This window comes from Priestia sp. P5 (assembly GCF_029522155.1).
Taxonomy (GTDB): Bacteria; Bacillota; Bacilli; order Bacillales; family Bacillaceae_H; genus Priestia; species Priestia megaterium_E.
This window is the reverse complement of record NZ_JAKWFJ010000003.1, coordinates 239237-258524: the sequence shown is the minus strand read 5'-3', so window position 1 is coordinate 258524 and position 19288 is coordinate 239237. Positions and strand designations below refer to the sequence as shown.

General features: G+C 39.7%; 15 protein-coding genes. 13 read left to right on the top strand and 2 right to left on the bottom strand.

Going from position 1 to position 19288, the window contains the following annotated elements:
* Window positions 1-6: 6 nt before the first annotated feature.
* Window positions 7-1200 (bottom strand): cardiolipin synthase, encoded by a 1194-nt coding sequence (cls, locus tag MMB69_RS22865; protein WP_221785937.1) that lies wholly within the window; start codon window positions 1198-1200, stop codon window positions 7-9.
* A 198-nt stretch (window positions 1201-1398) separates the two neighbouring features.
* Here cls and MMB69_RS22860 point away from each other — a divergent pair, with 198 nt between their 5' ends.
* The 9 genes from MMB69_RS22860 to MMB69_RS22820 all read left to right on the top strand — a co-directional run bounded on the left by MMB69_RS22860 (window position 1399) and on the right by MMB69_RS22820 (window position 14659).
* Window positions 1399-3510: a (Fe-S)-binding protein gene (locus MMB69_RS22860; protein WP_221785880.1), complete on the top strand. Its 2112-nt coding sequence runs from the start codon at window positions 1399-1401 to the stop codon at window positions 3508-3510.
* Between the two features lie 104 nt (window positions 3511-3614).
* Window positions 3615-4778, top strand: a complete 1164-nt coding sequence (locus MMB69_RS22855) for an acetyl-CoA C-acetyltransferase (protein WP_221785879.1) — start codon at window positions 3615-3617, stop codon at window positions 4776-4778.
* Between the two features lie 15 nt (window positions 4779-4793).
* Window positions 4794-5648: a 3-hydroxybutyryl-CoA dehydrogenase gene (locus MMB69_RS22850; protein WP_221785878.1), complete on the top strand. Its 855-nt coding sequence runs from the start codon at window positions 4794-4796 to the stop codon at window positions 5646-5648.
* A 12-nt stretch (window positions 5649-5660) separates the two neighbouring features.
* The gene (locus MMB69_RS22845) at window positions 5661-6788 is read left to right on the top strand and encodes an acyl-CoA dehydrogenase (protein ID WP_144633615.1); all 1128 of its coding nucleotides are present in this window, start codon (window positions 5661-5663) and stop codon (window positions 6786-6788) included.
* Window positions 6789-6799: 11 nt separating this feature from the next.
* Window positions 6800-7933, top strand: coding sequence for an acyl-CoA dehydrogenase (locus tag MMB69_RS22840; protein ID WP_013059833.1), 1134 nt, complete (start codon window positions 6800-6802; stop codon window positions 7931-7933).
* Between the two features lie 27 nt (window positions 7934-7960).
* The gene (locus MMB69_RS22835; RefSeq protein ID WP_014457745.1) at window positions 7961-8605 is read left to right on the top strand and encodes a TetR/AcrR family transcriptional regulator; all 645 of its coding nucleotides are present in this window, start codon (window positions 7961-7963) and stop codon (window positions 8603-8605) included.
* Window positions 8602-11844 (top strand): fused isobutyryl-CoA mutase/GTPase IcmF, encoded by a 3243-nt coding sequence (gene icmF / locus MMB69_RS22830; RefSeq protein ID WP_277448479.1) that lies wholly within the window; start codon window positions 8602-8604, stop codon window positions 11842-11844. Before MMB69_RS22835 ends, icmF begins: the two co-directional genes overlap by 4 nt.
* 350 nt (window positions 11845-12194) lie before the next feature.
* Entirely contained in the window at window positions 12195-12731 is a 537-nt protein-coding gene (gene rpoE / locus MMB69_RS22825) for a DNA-directed RNA polymerase subunit delta (RefSeq protein WP_013059830.1), read from the top strand.
* A gap of 320 nt (window positions 12732-13051) precedes the next feature.
* Window positions 13052-14659, top strand: coding sequence for a CTP synthase (locus MMB69_RS22820; RefSeq protein ID WP_014457748.1), 1608 nt, complete (start codon window positions 13052-13054; stop codon window positions 14657-14659).
* A gap of 38 nt (window positions 14660-14697) precedes the next feature.
* Here the strand turns inward: MMB69_RS22820 and MMB69_RS22815 are convergent, their stop codons facing one another.
* On the bottom strand, window positions 14698-15228 hold the full coding sequence (locus MMB69_RS22815; RefSeq protein ID WP_221785876.1) for a DUF2529 family protein: 531 nt from the start codon (window positions 15226-15228) through the stop codon (window positions 14698-14700).
* 237 nt (window positions 15229-15465) lie between these two features.
* On the opposite strand from MMB69_RS22815, the gene MMB69_RS22810 reads away from it, so the two are divergent.
* The 4 genes from MMB69_RS22810 (at window position 15466) to MMB69_RS22795 (ending at window position 19198) form a co-directional block, all read left to right on the top strand.
* On the top strand, window positions 15466-15840 hold the full coding sequence (locus MMB69_RS22810) for a response regulator (RefSeq protein WP_087944205.1): 375 nt from the start codon (window positions 15466-15468) through the stop codon (window positions 15838-15840).
* 224 nt (window positions 15841-16064) lie between these two features.
* Window positions 16065-16922 (top strand): class II fructose-bisphosphate aldolase, encoded by an 858-nt coding sequence (locus MMB69_RS22805; protein ID WP_129705480.1) that lies wholly within the window; start codon window positions 16065-16067, stop codon window positions 16920-16922.
* A 137-nt stretch (window positions 16923-17059) separates the two neighbouring features.
* Window positions 17060-17704, top strand: a complete 645-nt coding sequence (gene fsa, locus MMB69_RS22800; RefSeq protein ID WP_221785875.1) for a fructose-6-phosphate aldolase — start codon at window positions 17060-17062, stop codon at window positions 17702-17704.
* A gap of 207 nt (window positions 17705-17911) precedes the next feature.
* On the top strand, window positions 17912-19198 hold the full coding sequence (locus MMB69_RS22795) for a UDP-N-acetylglucosamine 1-carboxyvinyltransferase (RefSeq protein WP_013059824.1): 1287 nt from the start codon (window positions 17912-17914) through the stop codon (window positions 19196-19198).
* The last annotated feature ends 90 nt before the right edge of the window (window positions 19199-19288 follow it).

Genomic DNA, 19288 nt, shown 5'->3' with positions numbered 1-19288 from the left:
CGTTCATTAAAGTAACGGAGAAATAAAGGTTGCAAATCCTTGCTTTAGTTTTTCACTCCATTTTCGGTTTTTGACATCTTCTAAAGACAAAATTGGGCATTCCCCCATACAAGCTTTAAAGCTGTTCTTTACCTCTTCAATGTATGTGGCATCGTAGATTAAACAGTTGATTTCAGCGTTTAAGAACAAGCTTCTTTTATCAAAATTAGCCGTTCCTACATCGCAGATAACATTGTCTGCAATTAATACTTTTGCGTGGTAAAAACCGTAATAATATTGATAAATCATGCAGCCTGCTTGAAGTAATGTAGGAAGATAGGCAAATGCAGCATGATGAACAAGCGGTTGATCTGCACGCATTGGAATCAAAATATGAACTTGTACTCCCCGTGCGCGAGCTTGCAGTAACGCATTCATCAAAGGTTCACTTGGAATAAAATAAGGGGTACCTATGTACAATTCCCTATTGGCTTGGTTGATAATCGATAAAAAGCTTTCTTCAAGTGAAAAACCTTCAGTCGACTGTAGCTGAATAACATAGTCTCCTTCAGAGGTTGGTGGAAAGTACCTTTCCACTTTACGCAGGTCTATGCCGGTAGCAGCATACCAGTCGCTCAACAGCTGCATTTGAAGATCTTGGATACCTTCACCTTCCATACGCAGGTGGTAATCTTTCCACACCCCAAGCTTGGGGTCGAGTCCTAAATATTCTCTTCCGATATTAAAACCGCCAATGTAGCCAACTTTCCCATCAATAACGGCCATTTTACGGTGATTACGTGCGTTGAGTGTATAAAACAAATAAGGCCACCGTAGCGTTCGACTGTAAGCAAAATGAACACCTTGTTTTTTTAAGAATGCAATTTTGTTTTTCTTGATTTTATAGCTTCCCACACGGTCTACCAATAACCGGACTTCAATATTTTGCTGTGCTTTTTGGACTAGTAAATCTAAAAAATCTTGGCTAATTTCATCATTTTGTACGATGTAAAACGATAAATGGATAAATGAAGAGGCATTTTCTATTTCATGAAATAAATCTTTATACAAGACATTCCCGTCTGCGAACAAAAAAAGAGAAGCACGGCGCTTTGGAAATGTGTTTTCACCCTGAGAAAATACTTTCTTTCCAACGCCAAGGTCAATTGCAAGCCAAGCAATAAAAATAATAAAAAGTAAAATTACAACCATGCCGCTCATCATGTCACCTCTTTTCCCGATGTAAATACATTTTATGTTGTTCTTAGTGTCACCTTGTTTAAATAGAATATGAACAAAAGAACGAAAAGATATTGACTGAATGCTCATTCATTATATACAATGAAAACAGATATATTATCAGAAAATTTAGTCGTCAGGAGGAAAGAAAGGTAACAAATTATTTAAGGAGGGGACGAGATGACAGGGTTGCTGTGGGTGAATTTTCTCTTTTTTATTATTGTAACCGCTTACGCTGTTTCTTTGTTTGTATATTTAATTCGCACACGCATTGAGTATATTCAATTAGGGAAAAAAGTAGAATTTGATCAGCGGTTAAAAGAAAGGCTGCAAAAAATTTGGGTGAACGTGTTTGGACAAAAGAAGCTGTTAAAAGATAAAAAAAGTGGAATTATGCACGTCATGTTTTTTTATGGGTTTATTTTAGTTCAGTTCGGCGCGTTAGACTTCATTATAAAAGGTTTGCTTCCAGGTAAACATTTGCCGCTTGGACCTTTATATCCCGGCTTTACATTTTTTCAAGAAATTGTGACGTTTTTGATTTTAGTAGCAGTTGTCTGGGCTTTTCATCGTCGCTATGTAGAAAAGCTTGTGCGTTTAAAAAGAGGGTTTAAATCTGGTTTAGTACTGATTTTTATTGGAGCGCTTATGCTTTCAGTGCTTGTTGGAAACGGTATGTCAATCATCTGGCATAATCATGAACCGGCTTGGACAGAACCGATTGCGTCATCGATTGCCATCTTGTTTAAGGGAATCAATGACGTTGCCGCTATCTCCATTTTTTATGTTTCATGGTGGATTCACTTAGCGGTGTTATTGACGTTTTTAGTATATGTTCCTCAATCAAAACATGCTCATTTACTGGCTGGACCGGCCAATGTATTTTTTAACCGTGTTTCTAAGCCAGGTAAGCTTGAAAAGATTGATTTTGAAGACGAGACGCAGGAGACGTTTGGGGTTGGAAAGATTGAAGAATTCACGCAGCATCAGCTTATTGATTTATATGCCTGTGTGGAATGCGGTCGCTGTACGAATATGTGTCCGGCAACGGGTACAGGGAAAATTTTATCTCCAATGGATTTAATTTTAAAGATGCGCGATCACTTAACAGAAAAAGGAGCAGTTGTGACATCTAAGGCTCCTTGGGTTCCTACGTATGCATTCTCTAAAACAAAAGGAAATCAACTGGCGATGATGGCGGCGGGCCAAGGCGGAGAAGAAGCCGCAGCAACAGCGGAATATAATCCCGCTTTAATTGGAGAAGTCATTACGGAAGAAGAAATTTGGGCATGTACAACGTGCCGAAACTGTGAAGATCAATGTCCCGTAATGAACGAGCATGTAGATAAGATTATAGATTTACGACGTTTTTTAGTATTAACCGAAGGAAAGATGGACGCGGATGCTCAGCGTGCCATGACGAATATTGAGCGTCAAGGAAACCCTTGGGGATTAAATCGAAAAGAGCGTGAAGAATGGCGACATGTAAGAGAAGATGTTCACATTCCGACTGTTAAAGAAGTAAGTAAAGCGGGTGAAACGTTTGAGTATTTGTTCTGGGTAGGTTCGATGGGATCTTATGATAACCGCAGCCAAAAAATCGCTCTATCGTTTGCAAAGCTTCTCAATGAAGCGGGTGTTTCATTTGCGATTTTAGGAAATAAAGAAAAAAATTCTGGTGACACGCCGCGCAGGTTGGGCAATGAATTTTTATTCCAAGAGTTAGCTTCTAAAAATATCGCTGAATTTGAAAAAAATGAAATCAAAAAAATTGTTACGATTGATCCACATGCTTACAATATTTTTAAAAATGAATATCCAGATTTCGGTTTTGAAGGAGAAGTGTATCATCACACAGAATTATTAGCTATGTTGGTGAAAGAAGGTAAGCTGACACCAAAACATGCGGTTAATGAAAAGATTACCTTCCATGATTCCTGTTATTTAGGAAGATATAACGAAGTATACAGTCCCCCAAGAGAAATTTTGAAAGCGATTCCAGGTGTTAGTTTGATTGAAATGGATCGCAACCGTGAAAATGGTATGTGCTGTGGAGCAGGAGGAGGGTTAATGTGGACGGAAGAAACGACCGGCCAGCGCATTAACGTAGCGCGCACGGAACAAGCCTTAGCCGTTAACCCAAGCATTATCAGTTCAGGTTGTCCGTACTGCTTGACGATGCTAAGTGACGGAACAAAAGCAAAAGAAGTAGAAGAAAAAGTTCATACGTATGACGTAGCAGAACTGCTTGAAAAGTCAATTTATGGCGACGTGCAAGAACAGCTTTCATAAAGGAGAAGTAGAGATGGTATTCATCTCTACTTTTTACAGAAAGGAAATTGAGCAAGCGTTCAATCAGCAAGGACAAAGATTAGGAAAAAGAGGAGGAAACAATAGTGGGGAAAACAGTTATTGTGAGTGCAGTTCGAACACCTTTTGGAAAATTAGGTGGCAGCGTAAGCGGACTAAAAGCGGCAGAACTAGGCGGGAAAGCGATTCAAGCAGCATCAAAGGGACGTACAGAAATTGATTCCGTTATTATGGGGTGCGTGCTGCAAGGAGGCCAAGGACAGCTACCTTCTAGGCAAGCCATGCATTATGCAGGTTTACCGTGGCAAGTAGAGACGGAAACCATTAATAAAGTTTGTGCATCGGGCATGCGCAGTATTACAACTGCTGATCAGCTGATTCGATTAGGAGAAGCAAAAACAATCATTGCAGGTGGAATGGAATCGATGAGTAACGCGCCGTATCTTCTTCCAAAAGCAAGATGGGGATTCCGTATGGGAGATAGTGTTGTGACGGATTTGATGGTTCATGACGGTTTGACATGCAGCTTTACAGGGGTTCAAATGGGTACGTATGGAAATGAAATAGCTTCTGAAATGAATATTTCCCGAGAAAAGCAGGATGAATGGGCGCTTCGCAGTCATCAGTTAGCGGTAGAGTCAGAAGAGAAAGGGAGATGGATCGCAGAAAGAATTTCAGTTGATATTCCGTCTAAAAAAGGAACGATAACGGTTCAAAAAGATGAAGGACCAAGAAAAGATACGTCGATAGAAAAACTCTCGTCTCTTCGGCCTGTATTTGGCCACAGCGGAACCATTACAGCAGGAAATGCACCTAGCGTAAATGACGGAGCAGCTGCGCTCATGCTAATGGATGAAGATGTGGCAAAAACAAATGGCTATGAGCCGTTGGCTACGATTATAAACCATACTTCTCTTGCGATGGAGCCAAGGGAATTTCCGAAAACGCCTGGGTTTGCTATTAACAAGCTACTGCAAAAAACAAATAAGACAGTAGACGATATTGCGCTGTTTGAAATCAATGAAGCTTTTTCAGCAGTAGCGTTGATGAGTATGGAGATTGCAGGGCTTCCGGCTGAAAAAGTAAATGTGAACGGCGGGGCTGTGGCACTTGGACATCCAATTGGCGCAAGCGGCGCCCGTATTGTTGTCACGCTCATTCATGAATTAAGACGACGAGGCGGCGGTCTAGGCATTGCTTCTATTTGCAGCGGCGGCGGCCAAGGCGATGCCATCATGGTAGAGGTGTAAAAGGGGGATATCAACTTGAATATTGAAACAGTTATGGTTATTGGAGCAGGTCAGATGGGGGCAGGCATTGCACAAGTATTTGCTGCGAGCGGATATCAAGTTTCTTTGTATGACGTTGATCAAAAAAATACACAAAAGGGAATAGAAGGTATTGATAAACGTCTGAAAAAACAGGTGGGAAAAGGTTCTCTCTCAGCTAAGGAATATGAAGGGATTATGGAGCGCCTTCACCTGGCAAATGAAATAACGGCAGCACAAAAAGCAGATTTAATCGTCGAAGCGGTTGTGGAAAAGATGGAAGTCAAACAAGCCATTTTTGCGGAGTTGGATTCGTTAGCCCCGAGTCATACTATTTTAGCAACCAACACGTCTTCGCTTCCTATTACTGAAATTGCAGCTGTGACCACTCGACCTGAAAAAGTAATTGGCATGCATTTTATGAATCCTGTTCCGGTGATGAAGCTCGTTGAAATTATTAGAGGGCTGGCTACTAACGATGAAGTGTATCAAGCAGTCTATGAAACAACGAAAAAATTAAATAAAACCCCGGTGGAAGTTCATGATTTTCCAGGGTTTGTTTCAAATCGAATTTTAATGCCAATGATTAACGAAGCTGTGTTTACGCTCTATGAAGGTGTAGCAAACGAAGAGGATATTGATCAAGTCATGAAACTAGGAATGAATCATCCAATGGGACCTTTGACATTAGCAGATTTTATCGGCCTCGATACATGTTTATTTATTATGGAAACGCTTCATAAAGGGTTTGGTGATGACAAATATCGTCCTTGTCCATTGCTTAGGAAATATGTAAAGGCAGGGTGGCTTGGTCGAAAAACAAGAAAAGGATTTTTTACGTACGAAATATAAAGGAGTGGCGAAATGATCTTTTTTACGTCTGAACAACACATGATTAAAAAGATGGTAGCTGATTTTAGTGAAAAAGAAGTCGCTGCGGCTGTGCCAAACATGGAAAAGGGCGAATTTCCTCGAGGTTTATTAAAGCAGATGGCTGACCTTGGCCTGATGGGCATTCCCGTTCCTCAAATTTACGGAGGGGGCGGACTGGACTTTGTGTCCTATATGATTGCCATCCACGAAATATCAAAAGTAAGTCCAGCCCTGGGCGTCATTTTGTCTGTTCATACTTCTGTAGGTACGAATCCTATTGTCGTATTTGGGACGGAAGATCAAAAACAAAAGTATGTAAAAAAACTGGCGACAGGTGAATATTTAGGTGCTTTTTGTTTAACAGAACCTAGTGCAGGGTCTGATGCTGCGAGCTTAAAAACAAAGGCAGAACGAAAAGGAGACCACTATCTTTTAAATGGCTCAAAGCTTTTCATTACAAACGGCGGAGAAGCGGATACGTATATTGTATTTGCTAAAACGAATCCCGAACGCGGGTCCAGAGGGATGAGCGCTTTTATCGTTGAAAAGACCATGGAGGGATTTTCAGTAGGAAAAGATGAACATAAGATGGGCCTTCACGGTTCTCGAACGGTTCAACTGCACTTTGAAAATATACAGGTGCCCGTAGAAAATCGTCTTGGAGAAGAAGGTGAAGGCTTTCGAATTGCTATGGCTAATTTAAATGCAGGAAGAATTGGTATTGCTGCTCAGGCGGTAGGAATTGCTGAAGGTGCGTTAACGGCAGCTAAAAACTATGCAAATGAACGATATCAATTCGGAAAACCGATTTTATCTCAGCAGGGTATTGCCTTTAAGCTGGCTGATATGGAAACGGCTGTTGAATCAGCGAAGCTTTTAATGTATAGAGCCGCTTTTTTATATGATCAAAAACTTCCTTGTAAAAAAGAAGCCTCAATGGCGAAATTATTTGCTTCCCAAACGGCCATGAATGTAGCAATCGATGCGATTCAAGTTTTGGGAGGCTATGGTTATATGAAAGATTATCCAGTAGAGAGGTATTTTCGTGACGCCAAAGTATGCGAAATCTACGAAGGTACAAGCGAAATTCAGCGCATCGTCATTAGCAGTCAATTATAGGGGGAATAATCATGTTTTTTAAACTTTCAGAAGAACACGAAATGATTCGAAAAATGGTGCGGGACTTTGCCAAAAACGAAGTGGCTCCGACAGCTGCACAACGAGATGAAGAAGAGCGTTTTGACAGAGGAATCTTTACGCAAATGGCTGATCTAGGATTAACAGGTATTCCATGGCCGGAGCAATACGGAGGAATTGGCAGTGACTATCTAGCTTATTGCATTGCTGTTGAAGAACTGTCTAGAGTATGTGCATCAACAGGTGTTACTTTGTCGGCTCATACTTCTCTTGCCGGCTGGCCAATCTATACATTCGGAACAGAAGAACAAAAACAAAAATACCTGAAACCTATGGCAACAGGTGAGAAAATAGGTGCTTATGGGTTAACCGAACCGAGTGCTGGATCAGACGCAGGAGGAATGAGAACGCTCGCTGTAAAAGACGGAGAAGATTATATTTTAAATGGTTCTAAAATCTTTATTACAAACGGCGGCGAAGCGGATATTTACGTCGTATTTGCTCGCATCGACCCCAATGAAAAACGCACGAGCGCTTTTATTATTGAAAAAGATATGCCCGGATTTTCAGTTGGTAAAAAAGAAAAGAAACTGGGCATTCGCTCTTCACCTACCACAGAAATTATTTTCGAGGACTGCCGTGTTCCAAAAGAAAATTTGCTGGGAAATGAAGGAGAAGGATTTAAAGTTGCGATGATGACACTAGATGGCGGCCGAAATGGCATTGCAGCGCAGGCTGTAGGAATTGCTCAGGGGGCGTTAGATGCGGCCGTAGCTTATGCCAAGGAACGTCAGCAATTTGGTAAGCCAATTATTTCTCAGCAAGGAATTGCGTTTAAGTTAGCCGACATGGCCACGAGTATAGAAGCTGCAAGACTGTTAACCTATCAAGCCGCTTGGCTGGAGTCCCAAGGGCTGCCATATGGCAAAGAATCAGCCATGTCAAAATTATATGCCGGGGATACCGCAATGAAAGTAACGACAGAAGCGGTTCAAGTATTTGGAGGGTACGGTTATACAAAAGATTATCCAGTAGAACGTTTTATGAGAGATGCAAAAATCACGCAAATTTATGAAGGCACACAAGAAATTCAGCGTCTCGTCATTTCTAGGTATCTTGCCAAATAAAACACTTGTTGTAGGAGAGGTGAAAAAATGAAAAAGAGAGAAGTTCTCACATCTATTAAAGATGAAAAGCTGATTGTAGAGCGTCGTAATCAAATGATTAAAGGGGCCGTCACGCTATTTAAGGAAAAAGGTTTTCACCGAACAACAACAAGGGAAATTGCCAAAGCCGCTGGGTTCAGTATCGGTACACTTTACGAATATATTCAATCTAAAGAAGATGTTTTATATCTTGTATGTGACAATATTTACGATGAAGTGAGAGAGCGATTAGAAGAGATGGTCGTGGATCGTTATACAATCGCTGAGCTTCAACAAGCGATTCAGCACTATTTTAAAGTTGTGGATGAGCTTCAAGATGAAGTATTAGTCATGTACCAAGAAGCGAAATCACTGTCTAAAGATGCGCTTCCATATGTATTAAAAAAAGAGCTGGATATGGTTGAGATGTTTAAGGTTATTATCGAAGGCTGCGTAGAAAACAATCAATTTGCACTTACGGATAAAGAAATTTCGCTGTTTGCTCATCATTTATTTGTTCAAGGTCAGATGTGGGCATTTCGCAGATGGTGGCTGCAAAAGCATTATTCATTAGAAGAATATACAAATATGCAGTTAGATTTTTTACTTAAAAATTTTTCATTTCAACAACTTTGTGAGGGGGAGACAGTTTGAATACAAGCAAAAGACCGCTTCGTTTTTTAACCGCTTCTAGCCTGTTTGACGGCCACGACGCGTCCATTAATATTATGAGACGAATTCTTCAAGCCAAGGGGGTAGAAGTCATTCACCTGGGACATAACCGATCTGTTGAAGAAGTTGTTAACGCTTCCATACAAGAGGATGTTCAGGGGATTGCCATTTCTTCTTATCAAGGCGGCCATGTAGAATATTTTAAGTATATGTACGATTTACTCCAAGAACAACAGGCTTCTCATATTAAAATTTATGGCGGAGGAGGAGGGGTCATTATTCCGAGTGAGATTCAAGAGCTTCATGATTACGGCATTTCTAAAATCTTTTCTCCGGAAGATGGACGAAAAATGGGGTTAGAAGGCATGATTCAATTCATGATCGATGATTGTTATTACACAAATCCCCCTGCACTGCCGAAGGATCGAACCTTAACGCCAGCTAATGACCGTTTAATTGCCCAGCTTATTACATGCGCTGAAAATGAAGCCTATGAATACACAAAAGAGCACGCAGCTGCTCTTGAAGAAATCCGAGAAAGTGTAATCGAAAGCGAGACGGATCAAAAAATACCGGTCATTGGAATCACAGGAACAGGAGGAGCGGGGAAAAGTTCGCTTACGGATGAATTAGTAAGAAGGTTTATTGAACATATTCCAGATATTCATGTAGCTGTCTTATCCGTTGATCCAACTAAACAAAAAACCGGAGGAGCGCTTCTTGGGGATCGAATTCGCATGAACATCGCAGCGTCTCCTCGTGTGTATATGAGAAGTTTGGCCACGCGTTCATCTGGACATGAGCTATCGGCCGCCATTCGAGATGGAATTGCCGTCGTGAAAAAAGCGGGTTTCGACATTATCATTGTCGAAACAAGCGGCATCGGGCAAGCTGATGCTCAAGTCAAAGATATTGCAAACGTCTCTCTTTATGTAATGACAAGCGAATTTGGCGCGCCGTCGCAGTTAGAAAAGATTGAAATGATTGATTACGCAGACTTTATTGTAATCAATAAATTTGAAAAAAAAGGTTCCGAAGACGCAAAAAAACAAGTGCAGCGTCAGTATCAGCGCAATCATCAGCTGTTTGAAAATAATCTCTCTACCATGCCAATTTACGGAACAATTGCGAGTCAGTTCAACGACGGGGGAACAAATATTTTATTCGAAGATCTTGTAAATCATCTGCATCAAACATGCCGTACGTCTTGGCACGTAGAAAAATCATCAGAGCGCGTAAGTGAAAAGAAATATACCATCATTCCTAATGATCAACAGCAATATTTACAGGAGATTGTAAACAGCGTTCGCTCTTATCACCGCAATGCGGATGTTCAAGTGCAAACAGCGCGTAAATTTTATCAGCTAGAGGGTGCTCTGGAAGAAGTGGAAACAGAAACAGCCAAGCAAGAGCTCACTCAGCTAAAGGAGAAATATCAAAAACAGCTAACGGCTGAATCAATTGAAAAGCTGGAAAACTGGCCGAAATTAAAAAGTCAGTATGGGCAAGAAGAACTTATTACAAAGATAAGAAATAAAGAAATTAAAACCTCTCTGCAAGTTGATACCCTATCAGGACTGCGTATTCCGCGCGTGGCCCTTCCAAAAGTTAAAGAATACGGGGAAGTTCTTCGTTTTCTTTATAAAGAAAATGTGCCAGGTGCGTTTCCTTATACAGCAGGTGTTTTTCCGTTCAAACGAAAAGGTGAAGATCCTAAGCGTCAATTCGCAGGCGAAGGAACACCAGAACGAACAAATCGCCGCTTTCACTATTTGTCAAAAGATGATGAGGCTAAGCGTTTAAGTACAGCGTTTGATTCTGTAACGCTTTATGGAGAAAATCCGGATCCAAGGCCGGATATCTTCGGGAAAATTGGCGAAAGCGGCGTAAATGTCTGTACGCTTGATGATATGAAACTCTTGTATAAAGGATTTGATCTTTGCCATCCGTCGACTTCCGTTTCGATGACCATCAATGGGCCGGCTCCAATATTACTAGCTATGTTTATGAATACAGCTATCAGTCAGCAGGTGGAAAAGAAGGAAGAGGAGCTGAAGCGTCCTTTAACAGAAGAGGAATACGAGGACGTAAAATCGGGTACGTTGAAACAAGTGAGAGGAACCGTTCAAGCGGATATTTTAAAAGAAGACCAAGGACAGAATACGTGTATTTTTTCCACAGAATTTGCATTAAAAATGATGGGAGATATTCAGCAGTACTTTATTGACGAGAAAGTGCGCAACTATTATTCTGTTTCTATTTCAGGCTATCATATTGCTGAAGCAGGAGCGAATCCAATTTCTCAGCTCGCGTTTACATTAGCCAACGGTTTTACGTACGTGGAATATTACTTGAGCCGAGGCATGCACATTGATGATTTTGCTCCTAATTTATCTTTCTTCTTTAGTAATGGACTTGACCCTGAATACACGGTTATTGGACGTGTAGCGAGAAGAATCTGGGCAATTGTGATGCGTGATAAATACGGCGCGAATGAACGCAGTCAAAAGCTTAAGTATCATATTCAAACATCCGGCAGATCGCTTCATGCACAGGAAATTAATTTTAATGATATACGTACGACGCTGCAAGCCTTAATGGCTCTTCATGACAACTGCAACTCTCTTCATACCAATGCGTATGATGAAGCAATTACAACACCGACAGAGGAATCTGTACGAAGAGCGATGGCCATTCAATTAATCATTACAAAAGAGCATGGATTAACTAAAAACGAAAATCCACTACAGGGCTCTTTTATTATTGATGAACTAACAGACTTGGTAGAAGAAGCGGTCTTGGCTGAGTTCCAACGCTTAAATGATCGAGGCGGCGTTTTAGGTGCGATGGAAATGCAGTATCAGCGAGGTAAGATTCAAGATGAATCGATGGAATATGAGATGCAAAAACATACGGGAGCTTTACCTATTATAGGAGTAAATACGTATATTAATCCAAATGAAGAGGAAAATTCCTCGGTTGATGACATGCAGTTAGCCCGCGCATCAAAAGAAGAAAAAAATCATCAAATTAATCAGCTTCAGAAGTTTCAACAGCAGCATGAAGAAAAAAGAGAAGATGCGCTGAAAAGGTTAAAGAAAGCTGCAACAGAAGGAGAGAACATTTTTAAAGAGTTAATGGAGACCGTTAAAGTAGCCAGCTTAGGAGAAATTACGCGAGCTTTATATGAATGCGGTGGGCAATATCGCCGAAATATGTAATAATGTATCGTTAGTATATAGTGATATATTAAAAGCCGAGATGACCGTTTGTTGGTCGTCTCGGCTTTTATAGACCTAACCCTAGCAGAGTCAGAATAACTGATGGTGAATTCCTTTTGGTTAAAGGATGCTGTTGGCGTATTAAGTAGAATGTATTATAGTGATAAAATGTCTATTTTTTTGTTGTTTTATGCGAAATTCTCGAGAATTTTAGAAACGAGGCTAGCATAAATGTATTGAATTTGTTTATAATGAATGGTATGTATTTATTCGTTTCCATCATTTACACATATGATGAATTGATTTAATAGATTTTCGATATACATAGCCATAGAAAGGATGTGCCAGATTTGAGTTTAGCACAGTACTCAAAAACGGATTTAAAAGAAATGTCGATGATTGAGATTGCTTATGCGCTTCTAGAAGAAAAAACAGATCGTCAAGCAATGTCATTCCAAGAAATTATTGCTGAAATTAAAGCAGCAGCTGAAATGTCAGATCAAGAATTAAAAACGAGATTAGCTCAGTTTTATACAGATATTAATATTGATGGTCGCTTTTTAACAGTAGGGGACAACCACTGGGGTCTTCGTGGGTGGTATCCTTTTGACCAAGCTGAAGAAGAAGTTATTCCGGTTGCAAAACCTAAAAAGAAAAAAGCGAAAAAAGCTGTTGTTGAAGAAGTTGAAGATTTTGATGATTTAGAAGAAGATTTGGATTATGAAGATGTTGATGATCTAGACGAAGAAGAAGATTTTGAAGACATTGACGAGCTAGAAGAAGATGAAGATGATCTTGCAGAAGACGATTTTGACGATTTAGAAGATGATCTAGACGATGATGAGGAAGACGAAGAAGAAGATTATGAGGACGAAAAAGAAAAATAATCCTTCTTGACTTTTTCAAGCGAAGTAGGTAGAATCTTTTTTGGGCTCTTTAAACAAGCATTTAAAAAGTTTTTATTTAAAATAGACTATTGCTCCCAATCCAGTTTTGGTATTGGGAGCAATTTTTTTATTTTATCTATCCATGTTTTACACCCCGATATGTTCTTATAAATCCTTGATAGAAACTTTCTTTTGGTTCTTGAACGTTTCACATTCATAAGGTTTCTTATAATTTCGCATGCACAATGAATGAATTGTGATTGTTTATGTGAAAACTTTTAATATTGTACAGTTCAAATTATTTAGAGGGGGAAGTATAGATGACAAAGTATATTTTCGTAACAGGCGGTGTTGTATCATCTCTAGGAAAAGGGATTACAGCAGCTTCTTTAGGCCGTTTATTAAAAAACCGTGGGTTGAACGTAACGATTCAAAAGTTTGATCCATATATTAACGTAGACCCAGGAACAATGAGTCCATACCAACACGGTGAGGTATTCGTAACGGATGACGGCGCGGAAACAGACTTAGACTTAGGTCACTATGAGCGTTTTATCGATATCAACTTAAATCGCTACAGCAACGTAACAACAGGTAAAGTATATTCAACAGTATTGAAAAAAGAGCGTCGCGGTGATTATTTAGGCGGAACAGTTCAGGTTATTCCGCACATCACAAATGAAATTAAAGAACGCGTTTTCCGTGCAGGTAAAGAAACAAATGCGGACGTTGTTATTACTGAAATCGGCGGAACGGTAGGAGATATTGAATCACTTCCTTTCCTAGAAGCTATTCGTCAAATCAAAAGTGATATTGGCCGTGACAATGTTATGTATATCCACTGTACACTTGTGCCATATTTAAAAGCTGCTGGTGAAATGAAAACAAAACCAACACAGCATAGTGTAAAAGAGTTACGTAGCTTAGGCATTCAGCCAAATGTTATCGTTGTTCGTACAGAAATGCCAATTTCTGAAGATATGAAAGACAAGCTAGCTTTATTCTGCGACATTGATCCAAAAGCGGTTATTGAGTGTGCAGACGCTGAAACATTATATGAAATTCCACTATCTCTACAAGAACAGCACCTAGATCAAATCACATGCGATCATTTGAAATTAGATTGCAAAGAAGCAGAAATGACTGAGTGGAAAGCACTGGTTGAGAAAGTAAAAGGACTTTCAAATACAACAAAAATTGCATTGGTTGGTAAGTATGTAGAGCTTCAAGATGCTTATATTTCTGTCGTAGAAGCAATGAAACATGCTGGATATGCATTCGATGCAGATGTAAACATCAAGTGGGTAAACTCGGAATTCGTAACAAAAGAAAATGTTCAAGATTTACTTGGTGATGTAGATGGTATCTTAGTTCCAGGTGGATTTGGTGATCGTGGAATTGAAGGTAAAATTGTAGCAACACAATATGCACGTGAGCAAAAAGTTCCATTCTTAGGTATTTGCTTAGGTATGCAGCTGGCATCAGTTGAGTTTGCGCGTAATGTATTAGGCTTAGAAGGCGCACATTCAGCAGAAATTGCACCTGAAACAAACTATCCAATTATCGACTTATTACCAGAACAAAAAGACGTAGAAGACCTAGGCGGTACACTGCGTTTAGGACTATACCCTTGTAAATTGTCTGAAGATACGCTTGCATATGAAGCATATCAAGATGAAGTGGTATATGAGCGTCATCGTCACCGTTATGAATTTAATAACGAATACCGTCAACAAATGGAAGAGAAAGGCTTTATCTTCTCTGGTACAAGCCCAGACGGCCGTTTAATTGAAATTGTAGAGCTAAAAGACCACCCATGGTTCTTGGCTTCACAATTCCACCCAGAGTTTACTTCTCGTCCAACTAGACCGCAACCATTGTTCAAAGAATTTATTCGCGCATCAATGGAATCAAGCCAAAACAAATAAGTGAAATAAAAACACGCTGTCTTTAGACAGCGTGTTTTTTATTCATATTCTTCTACGATTTCTTTTAATGTGAAAGTTAAACCGTAGTATGCGTATAAAGCGACCATCATTGCTGGAAAACCAAATCTTGAGCCGTCTTCTCCAGGAATAAGCGGCTTTAACAATTTTGTATCAATATGAGCATCTGCGAGTGCTGTTAAAGAAGGTTCGGCTATCTCTTTAGGAACAGCAGCAATGCTAACAAATGGAATATCGTGTTTCTTTAAACGTTCAGCTATTTCCACTGCTTTATTATCTGTTGAAAATCGAGAGACGAGCAGTACGCGATCAACGCTAGTCAGCTGATCTAATTCATGTAAAGACAAAGCTTTTGCCTGACTTAAAGGTTCTGCACTGCTTAGTGCTTCAAGCGTAATGGCGTGCATTTCTTCTACGCCATAAATATAAATAAATCCTTCTCCGACAGAGGCTTGTGCTAAAATACGCGCGGCATCTTCAAATTGGAATTCTTCTTGTTCTTCAATTCGTTTAAAAAAACCTGAAAGTTGAGTTGTGAAAATTTTAAGCATAGAATCTCCCTTCGATTTAAGCGGCTAAAGCCGTCTATCTACACATTATAACGAAAAAAGCTATCTGTATTCTATCTTGAAATGAGCTACAATGAAAGTAAAGTGCAATGAAGTTGGATAGATGACAAAAAAAGCTATGTTTTGTAACAATTTCTCTAATTAGCAGGGATTTTTGTTTTAAAGGCGAAATACATATGTTAGTTTTGTCTGTAGAAGAGGAATATAAAAGGTGGGATTATATTGGCAGAGAAAATTTTAATTGTTGATGATCAGTATGGTATACGTATTTTATTAACGGAAGTGCTGCAAAAAGAAGGCTATACGACATTTCAAGCGGCGAACGGCTTCCAGGCGATTGATATTACAAAAGAGCAAGCACCGGATCTTGTCTTATTAGATATGAAAATTCCAGGAATGGATGGAATTGAAATTTTAAAAAGGTTAAAGCAGCACGATGAAACGATTAAAGTCATCATTATGACCGCTTATGGTGAATTGGATATGATTCAAGAAGCAAAAGATTTAGGAGCATTAACACACTTTGCAAAACCGTTTGATATTGATGAAATCCGAAAAGTTGTTAGGGAATATATACCAGTAAAGTCGAATTAAGGTTTTGGTAGGGTTTTCATCCTAACAAATTTTGAATATCAGCCTAAAAATGTTGCTGTTTTCATTGTTAGTTGGTATCCTAATTACTGTATTCATAATTCGACAATCTATTATGTAAAGATGCGCTTTGTTTCTACATGAAACACTCAATTCAAGAGCATACTATTTGAGTGTGCCTTTTGGTTAGCATCTAATCTAAGGTTGATTTTAAGGAGGATTTCAATATGCCTTTAGTATCAATGAAAGAAATGCTTATTACAGCAAAAGAACAAGGCTATGCAGTAGGTCAATTTAACTTAAATAACTTAGAGTTTACTCAAGCTATTCTTCAAGCAGCAAAAGAAGAAAACTCTCCAGTTATTCTTGGTGTATCTGAAGGTGCAGCACGCTACATGGGCGGTTTCAAAACTGTTGTAGCAATGGTTGAAGCTCTAATCGAAGATTACGACGTTCAAGTACCAGTTGCAATTCACTTAGACCACGGTTCAAGCTTTGAATCATGTGCAAAAGCAATCCATGCTGGATTCACTTCTGTAATGATCGATGCTTCTCACCACCCATTTGAAGAAAACATTGCAATTACTTCTAAAGTAGTTGAACTAGCTCACTTCCACGGAGTATCTGTAGAAGCAGAACTAGGAACTGTTGGTGGACAAGAAGACGACGTTATTGCTGAGGGCGTTATCTATGCAGATGCTAACGAGTGTGAAGAACTTGTTAAACGTACAGGTATCGATTGCTTAGCTCCAGCATTAGGATCAGTTCACGGACCATACAAAGGTGAACCAAACCTAGGTTTTGCTGAAATGAAAGAAATCGGAGATCGTACAGGCTTACCATTAGTTTTACACGGTGGAACTGGTATTCCTACAAAAGATATCCAAAAATCAGTTTCTTTAGGTACTGCTAAAATCAACGTAAACACTGAAAACCAAATTGCTTCAGCTAAAGCTGTTCGTGAAGTATTAGCTGCGCAACCTGAACAATATGATCCACGTAAATACTTAGGACCTGCTCGCGAAGCAATCAAAGAAACGGTTCAAGGTAAAATGCGTGAATTCGGTTCTTCTAACAAAGCATAATTTGAAATCTTCGGATTGCCTGTTTGCAGTTAGTTGAGTCTGAAAAATAAAACCGTCTTATTTTTATTGTAAGGCGGTTTTATTTTTACTATAATTTTCTTATCATTCTGAATACATAACGTAGGGAGATGGCATTCATGAAGTTTTTTATTGATACGGCTAATTTAGACGAAATTAAGGAAGCGCATTCATTGGGTTTGTTAGCGGGGGTTACAACAAATCCTAGTTTAGTAGCTAAAGAGAACATCACGTTTGAAGATCGTCTTCGTGAAATTACAGAATTCGTTGAAGGGTCTGTAAGTGCAGAAGTGATTGCGCTTGATGCAGGAGGCATGATTCGCGAAGGAAAAGAGCTTGCTGCGATCGCGCCGAATATCACAATCAAGGTACCGATGACTCCAGATGGCTTAAAAGCAGTAAAAGAATTTACTAGTTTAGGTATTAAGACAAACGTTACGCTTATTTTCTCAGCTAACCAAGCGTTAATGGCAGCAAGAGCAGGTGCTACTTACGTATCGCCTTTCTTAGGAAGATTAGACGATATTGGTTTTAATGGTCTCGATTTAATCTCAGATATCGCAGATATTTTTGCGATTCATGACATTCCATCAGAAATTATTGCAGCATCTATTCGTCATCCGATGCACGTAACAGAAGCTGCAAAAAATGGAGCACATATTGCGACAATTCCTTACAAAGTTTTAATGCAATTGTTCAAACATCCGTTAACAAACGCAGGGATTGACCAATTTTTAGCAGATTGGGAAAAGCGAAATGTCTAAACATGTATAAATTTGTGTGGCATTTACCATCCTGACAGGTGAATGCCATATTTTTCTTTTATCTTGTCGAAACTATACATGATTTTTTCATTTTCGTGTACACTAGTAGGTAATAGGAAAAATAACCATTCTTTTAGGTATTCTTTGTACCAAAATTTTCCTCAATTACTAGGTGAGAAACTTTCTTTCACTAGAAGGGAGCTATAAATGGAAAAGTTAAAAATACAAGGTGGCTTTACCTTAAGTGGATCCGTCCGCGTCAGTGGTGCTAAAAATAGTGCCGTTGCGCTTATTCCAGCAACAATTTTAGCCGAGTCACCTGTTACAATTGAAGGTCTGCCCGATATTTCAGACGTGCAGTTATTAGGGGATTTAGTTGAAGAAATTGGTGGGAAAGTAACCATTGATAACGACGAATTAACAGTAGATCCATCCGGAATGGTTGCAATGCCTTTACCGAACGGAAAAGTAAAAAAATTACGCGCTTCTTATTATTTAATGGGGGCGATGTTGGGACGCTTTAAAAAAGCGGTAGTTGGGCTTCCAGGAGGATGTTACCTTGGTCCTAGACCAATCGATCAGCACATTAAAGGATTTGAAGCTCTTGGCGCTAAAGTAACAAATGAGCAAGGAGCTATTTACATTCGAGCTGAGGAGCTGATTGGTGCTCGAATTTATTTAGACGTTGTTAGCGTAGGAGCAACAATCAATATTATGCTCGCTGCTGTAAGAGCAAAAGGGCGTACCGTTATTGAGAATGCTGCTAAAGAGCCTGAAATTATTGATGTAGCTACGTTACTGACAAGTATGGGTGCCCGTATTAAAGGTGCAGGTACGGATGTTATTCGAATTGATGGGGTAGATCAATTAAAAGGATGCCGTCATTCCATCATTCCAGACCGAATTGAAGCAGGCACGTATATGATCATGGGAGCGAGTATGGGAAAAGAAGTTGTTGTTGACAACGTTATCCCTCAGCATTTGGAGTCATTAACGGCTAAAATGCGTGAGATGGGTATTCATATCGAAACAAGCTCAGATCAGATTCTTGTAGCGACTCGTCAGCTACTGAAGCCCGTAGATATTAAGACGCTAGTATATCCAGGTTTTCCAACTGATCTACAGCAGCCATTTACGACGCTTCTAACAAGAGCGTCTGGTACAAGCGTTGTGACGGATACAATTTACGGTGCAAGGTTTAAGCATATTGATGAGCTGAGACGAATGAATGCATCTGTTAAGGTAGAAGGACGTTCTGCTATTATTAATGGTCCCATTCACTTGCAAGGTGCACGTGTGAAAGCGTCGGACTTACGAGCAGGAGCAGCTCTCGTAACCGCTGGCTTAATGGCCAAAGGGATTACAGAGGTAACGGGTTTAGAGCACATTGACCGAGGTTACAGTCATTTAGTAGACAAGCTATCGGATTTAGGGGCAATGATTTGGCGTGAAGAGATGACTCAAGAGGAAATTGAGCAATTTCAAAATTCATAGAGGCAAATCGGTGCCACAGTCATGAAAGCAAAGTTTAGAAATGAGCTTTTTAATAAGCTACACAGGCGTAGGAGCGTTCTTCTATGTCTG

Bases quoted from the DNA above. Each gene is read 5' to 3' on its own strand.
- cls (WP_221785937.1), bottom strand. From the start codon at position 1,200: ATGAGCGGCATGGTTGTAATTTTACTTTTTATTATTTTTATTGCTTGG.
- MMB69_RS22805 (WP_129705480.1), top strand. From the start codon at position 16,065: ATGCCTTTAGTATCAATGAAAGAAATGCTTATTACAGCAAAAGAACAA.
- MMB69_RS22815 (WP_221785876.1), bottom strand. From the start codon at position 15,228: ATGCTTAAAATTTTCACAACTCAACTTTCAGGTTTTTTTAAACGAATT.
- MMB69_RS22820 (WP_014457748.1), top strand. From the start codon at position 13,052: ATGACAAAGTATATTTTCGTAACAGGCGGTGTTGTATCATCTCTAGGA.
- MMB69_RS22860 (WP_221785880.1), top strand. From the start codon at position 1,399: ATGACAGGGTTGCTGTGGGTGAATTTTCTCTTTTTTATTATTGTAACC.
- fsa (WP_221785875.1), top strand. From the start codon at position 17,060: ATGAAGTTTTTTATTGATACGGCTAATTTAGACGAAATTAAGGAAGCG.
- MMB69_RS22845 (WP_144633615.1), top strand. From the start codon at position 5,661: ATGATCTTTTTTACGTCTGAACAACACATGATTAAAAAGATGGTAGCT.
- MMB69_RS22835 (WP_014457745.1), top strand. From the start codon at position 7,961: ATGAAAAAGAGAGAAGTTCTCACATCTATTAAAGATGAAAAGCTGATT.
- MMB69_RS22840 (WP_013059833.1), top strand. From the start codon at position 6,800: ATGTTTTTTAAACTTTCAGAAGAACACGAAATGATTCGAAAAATGGTG.
- MMB69_RS22795 (WP_013059824.1), top strand. From the start codon at position 17,912: ATGGAAAAGTTAAAAATACAAGGTGGCTTTACCTTAAGTGGATCCGTC.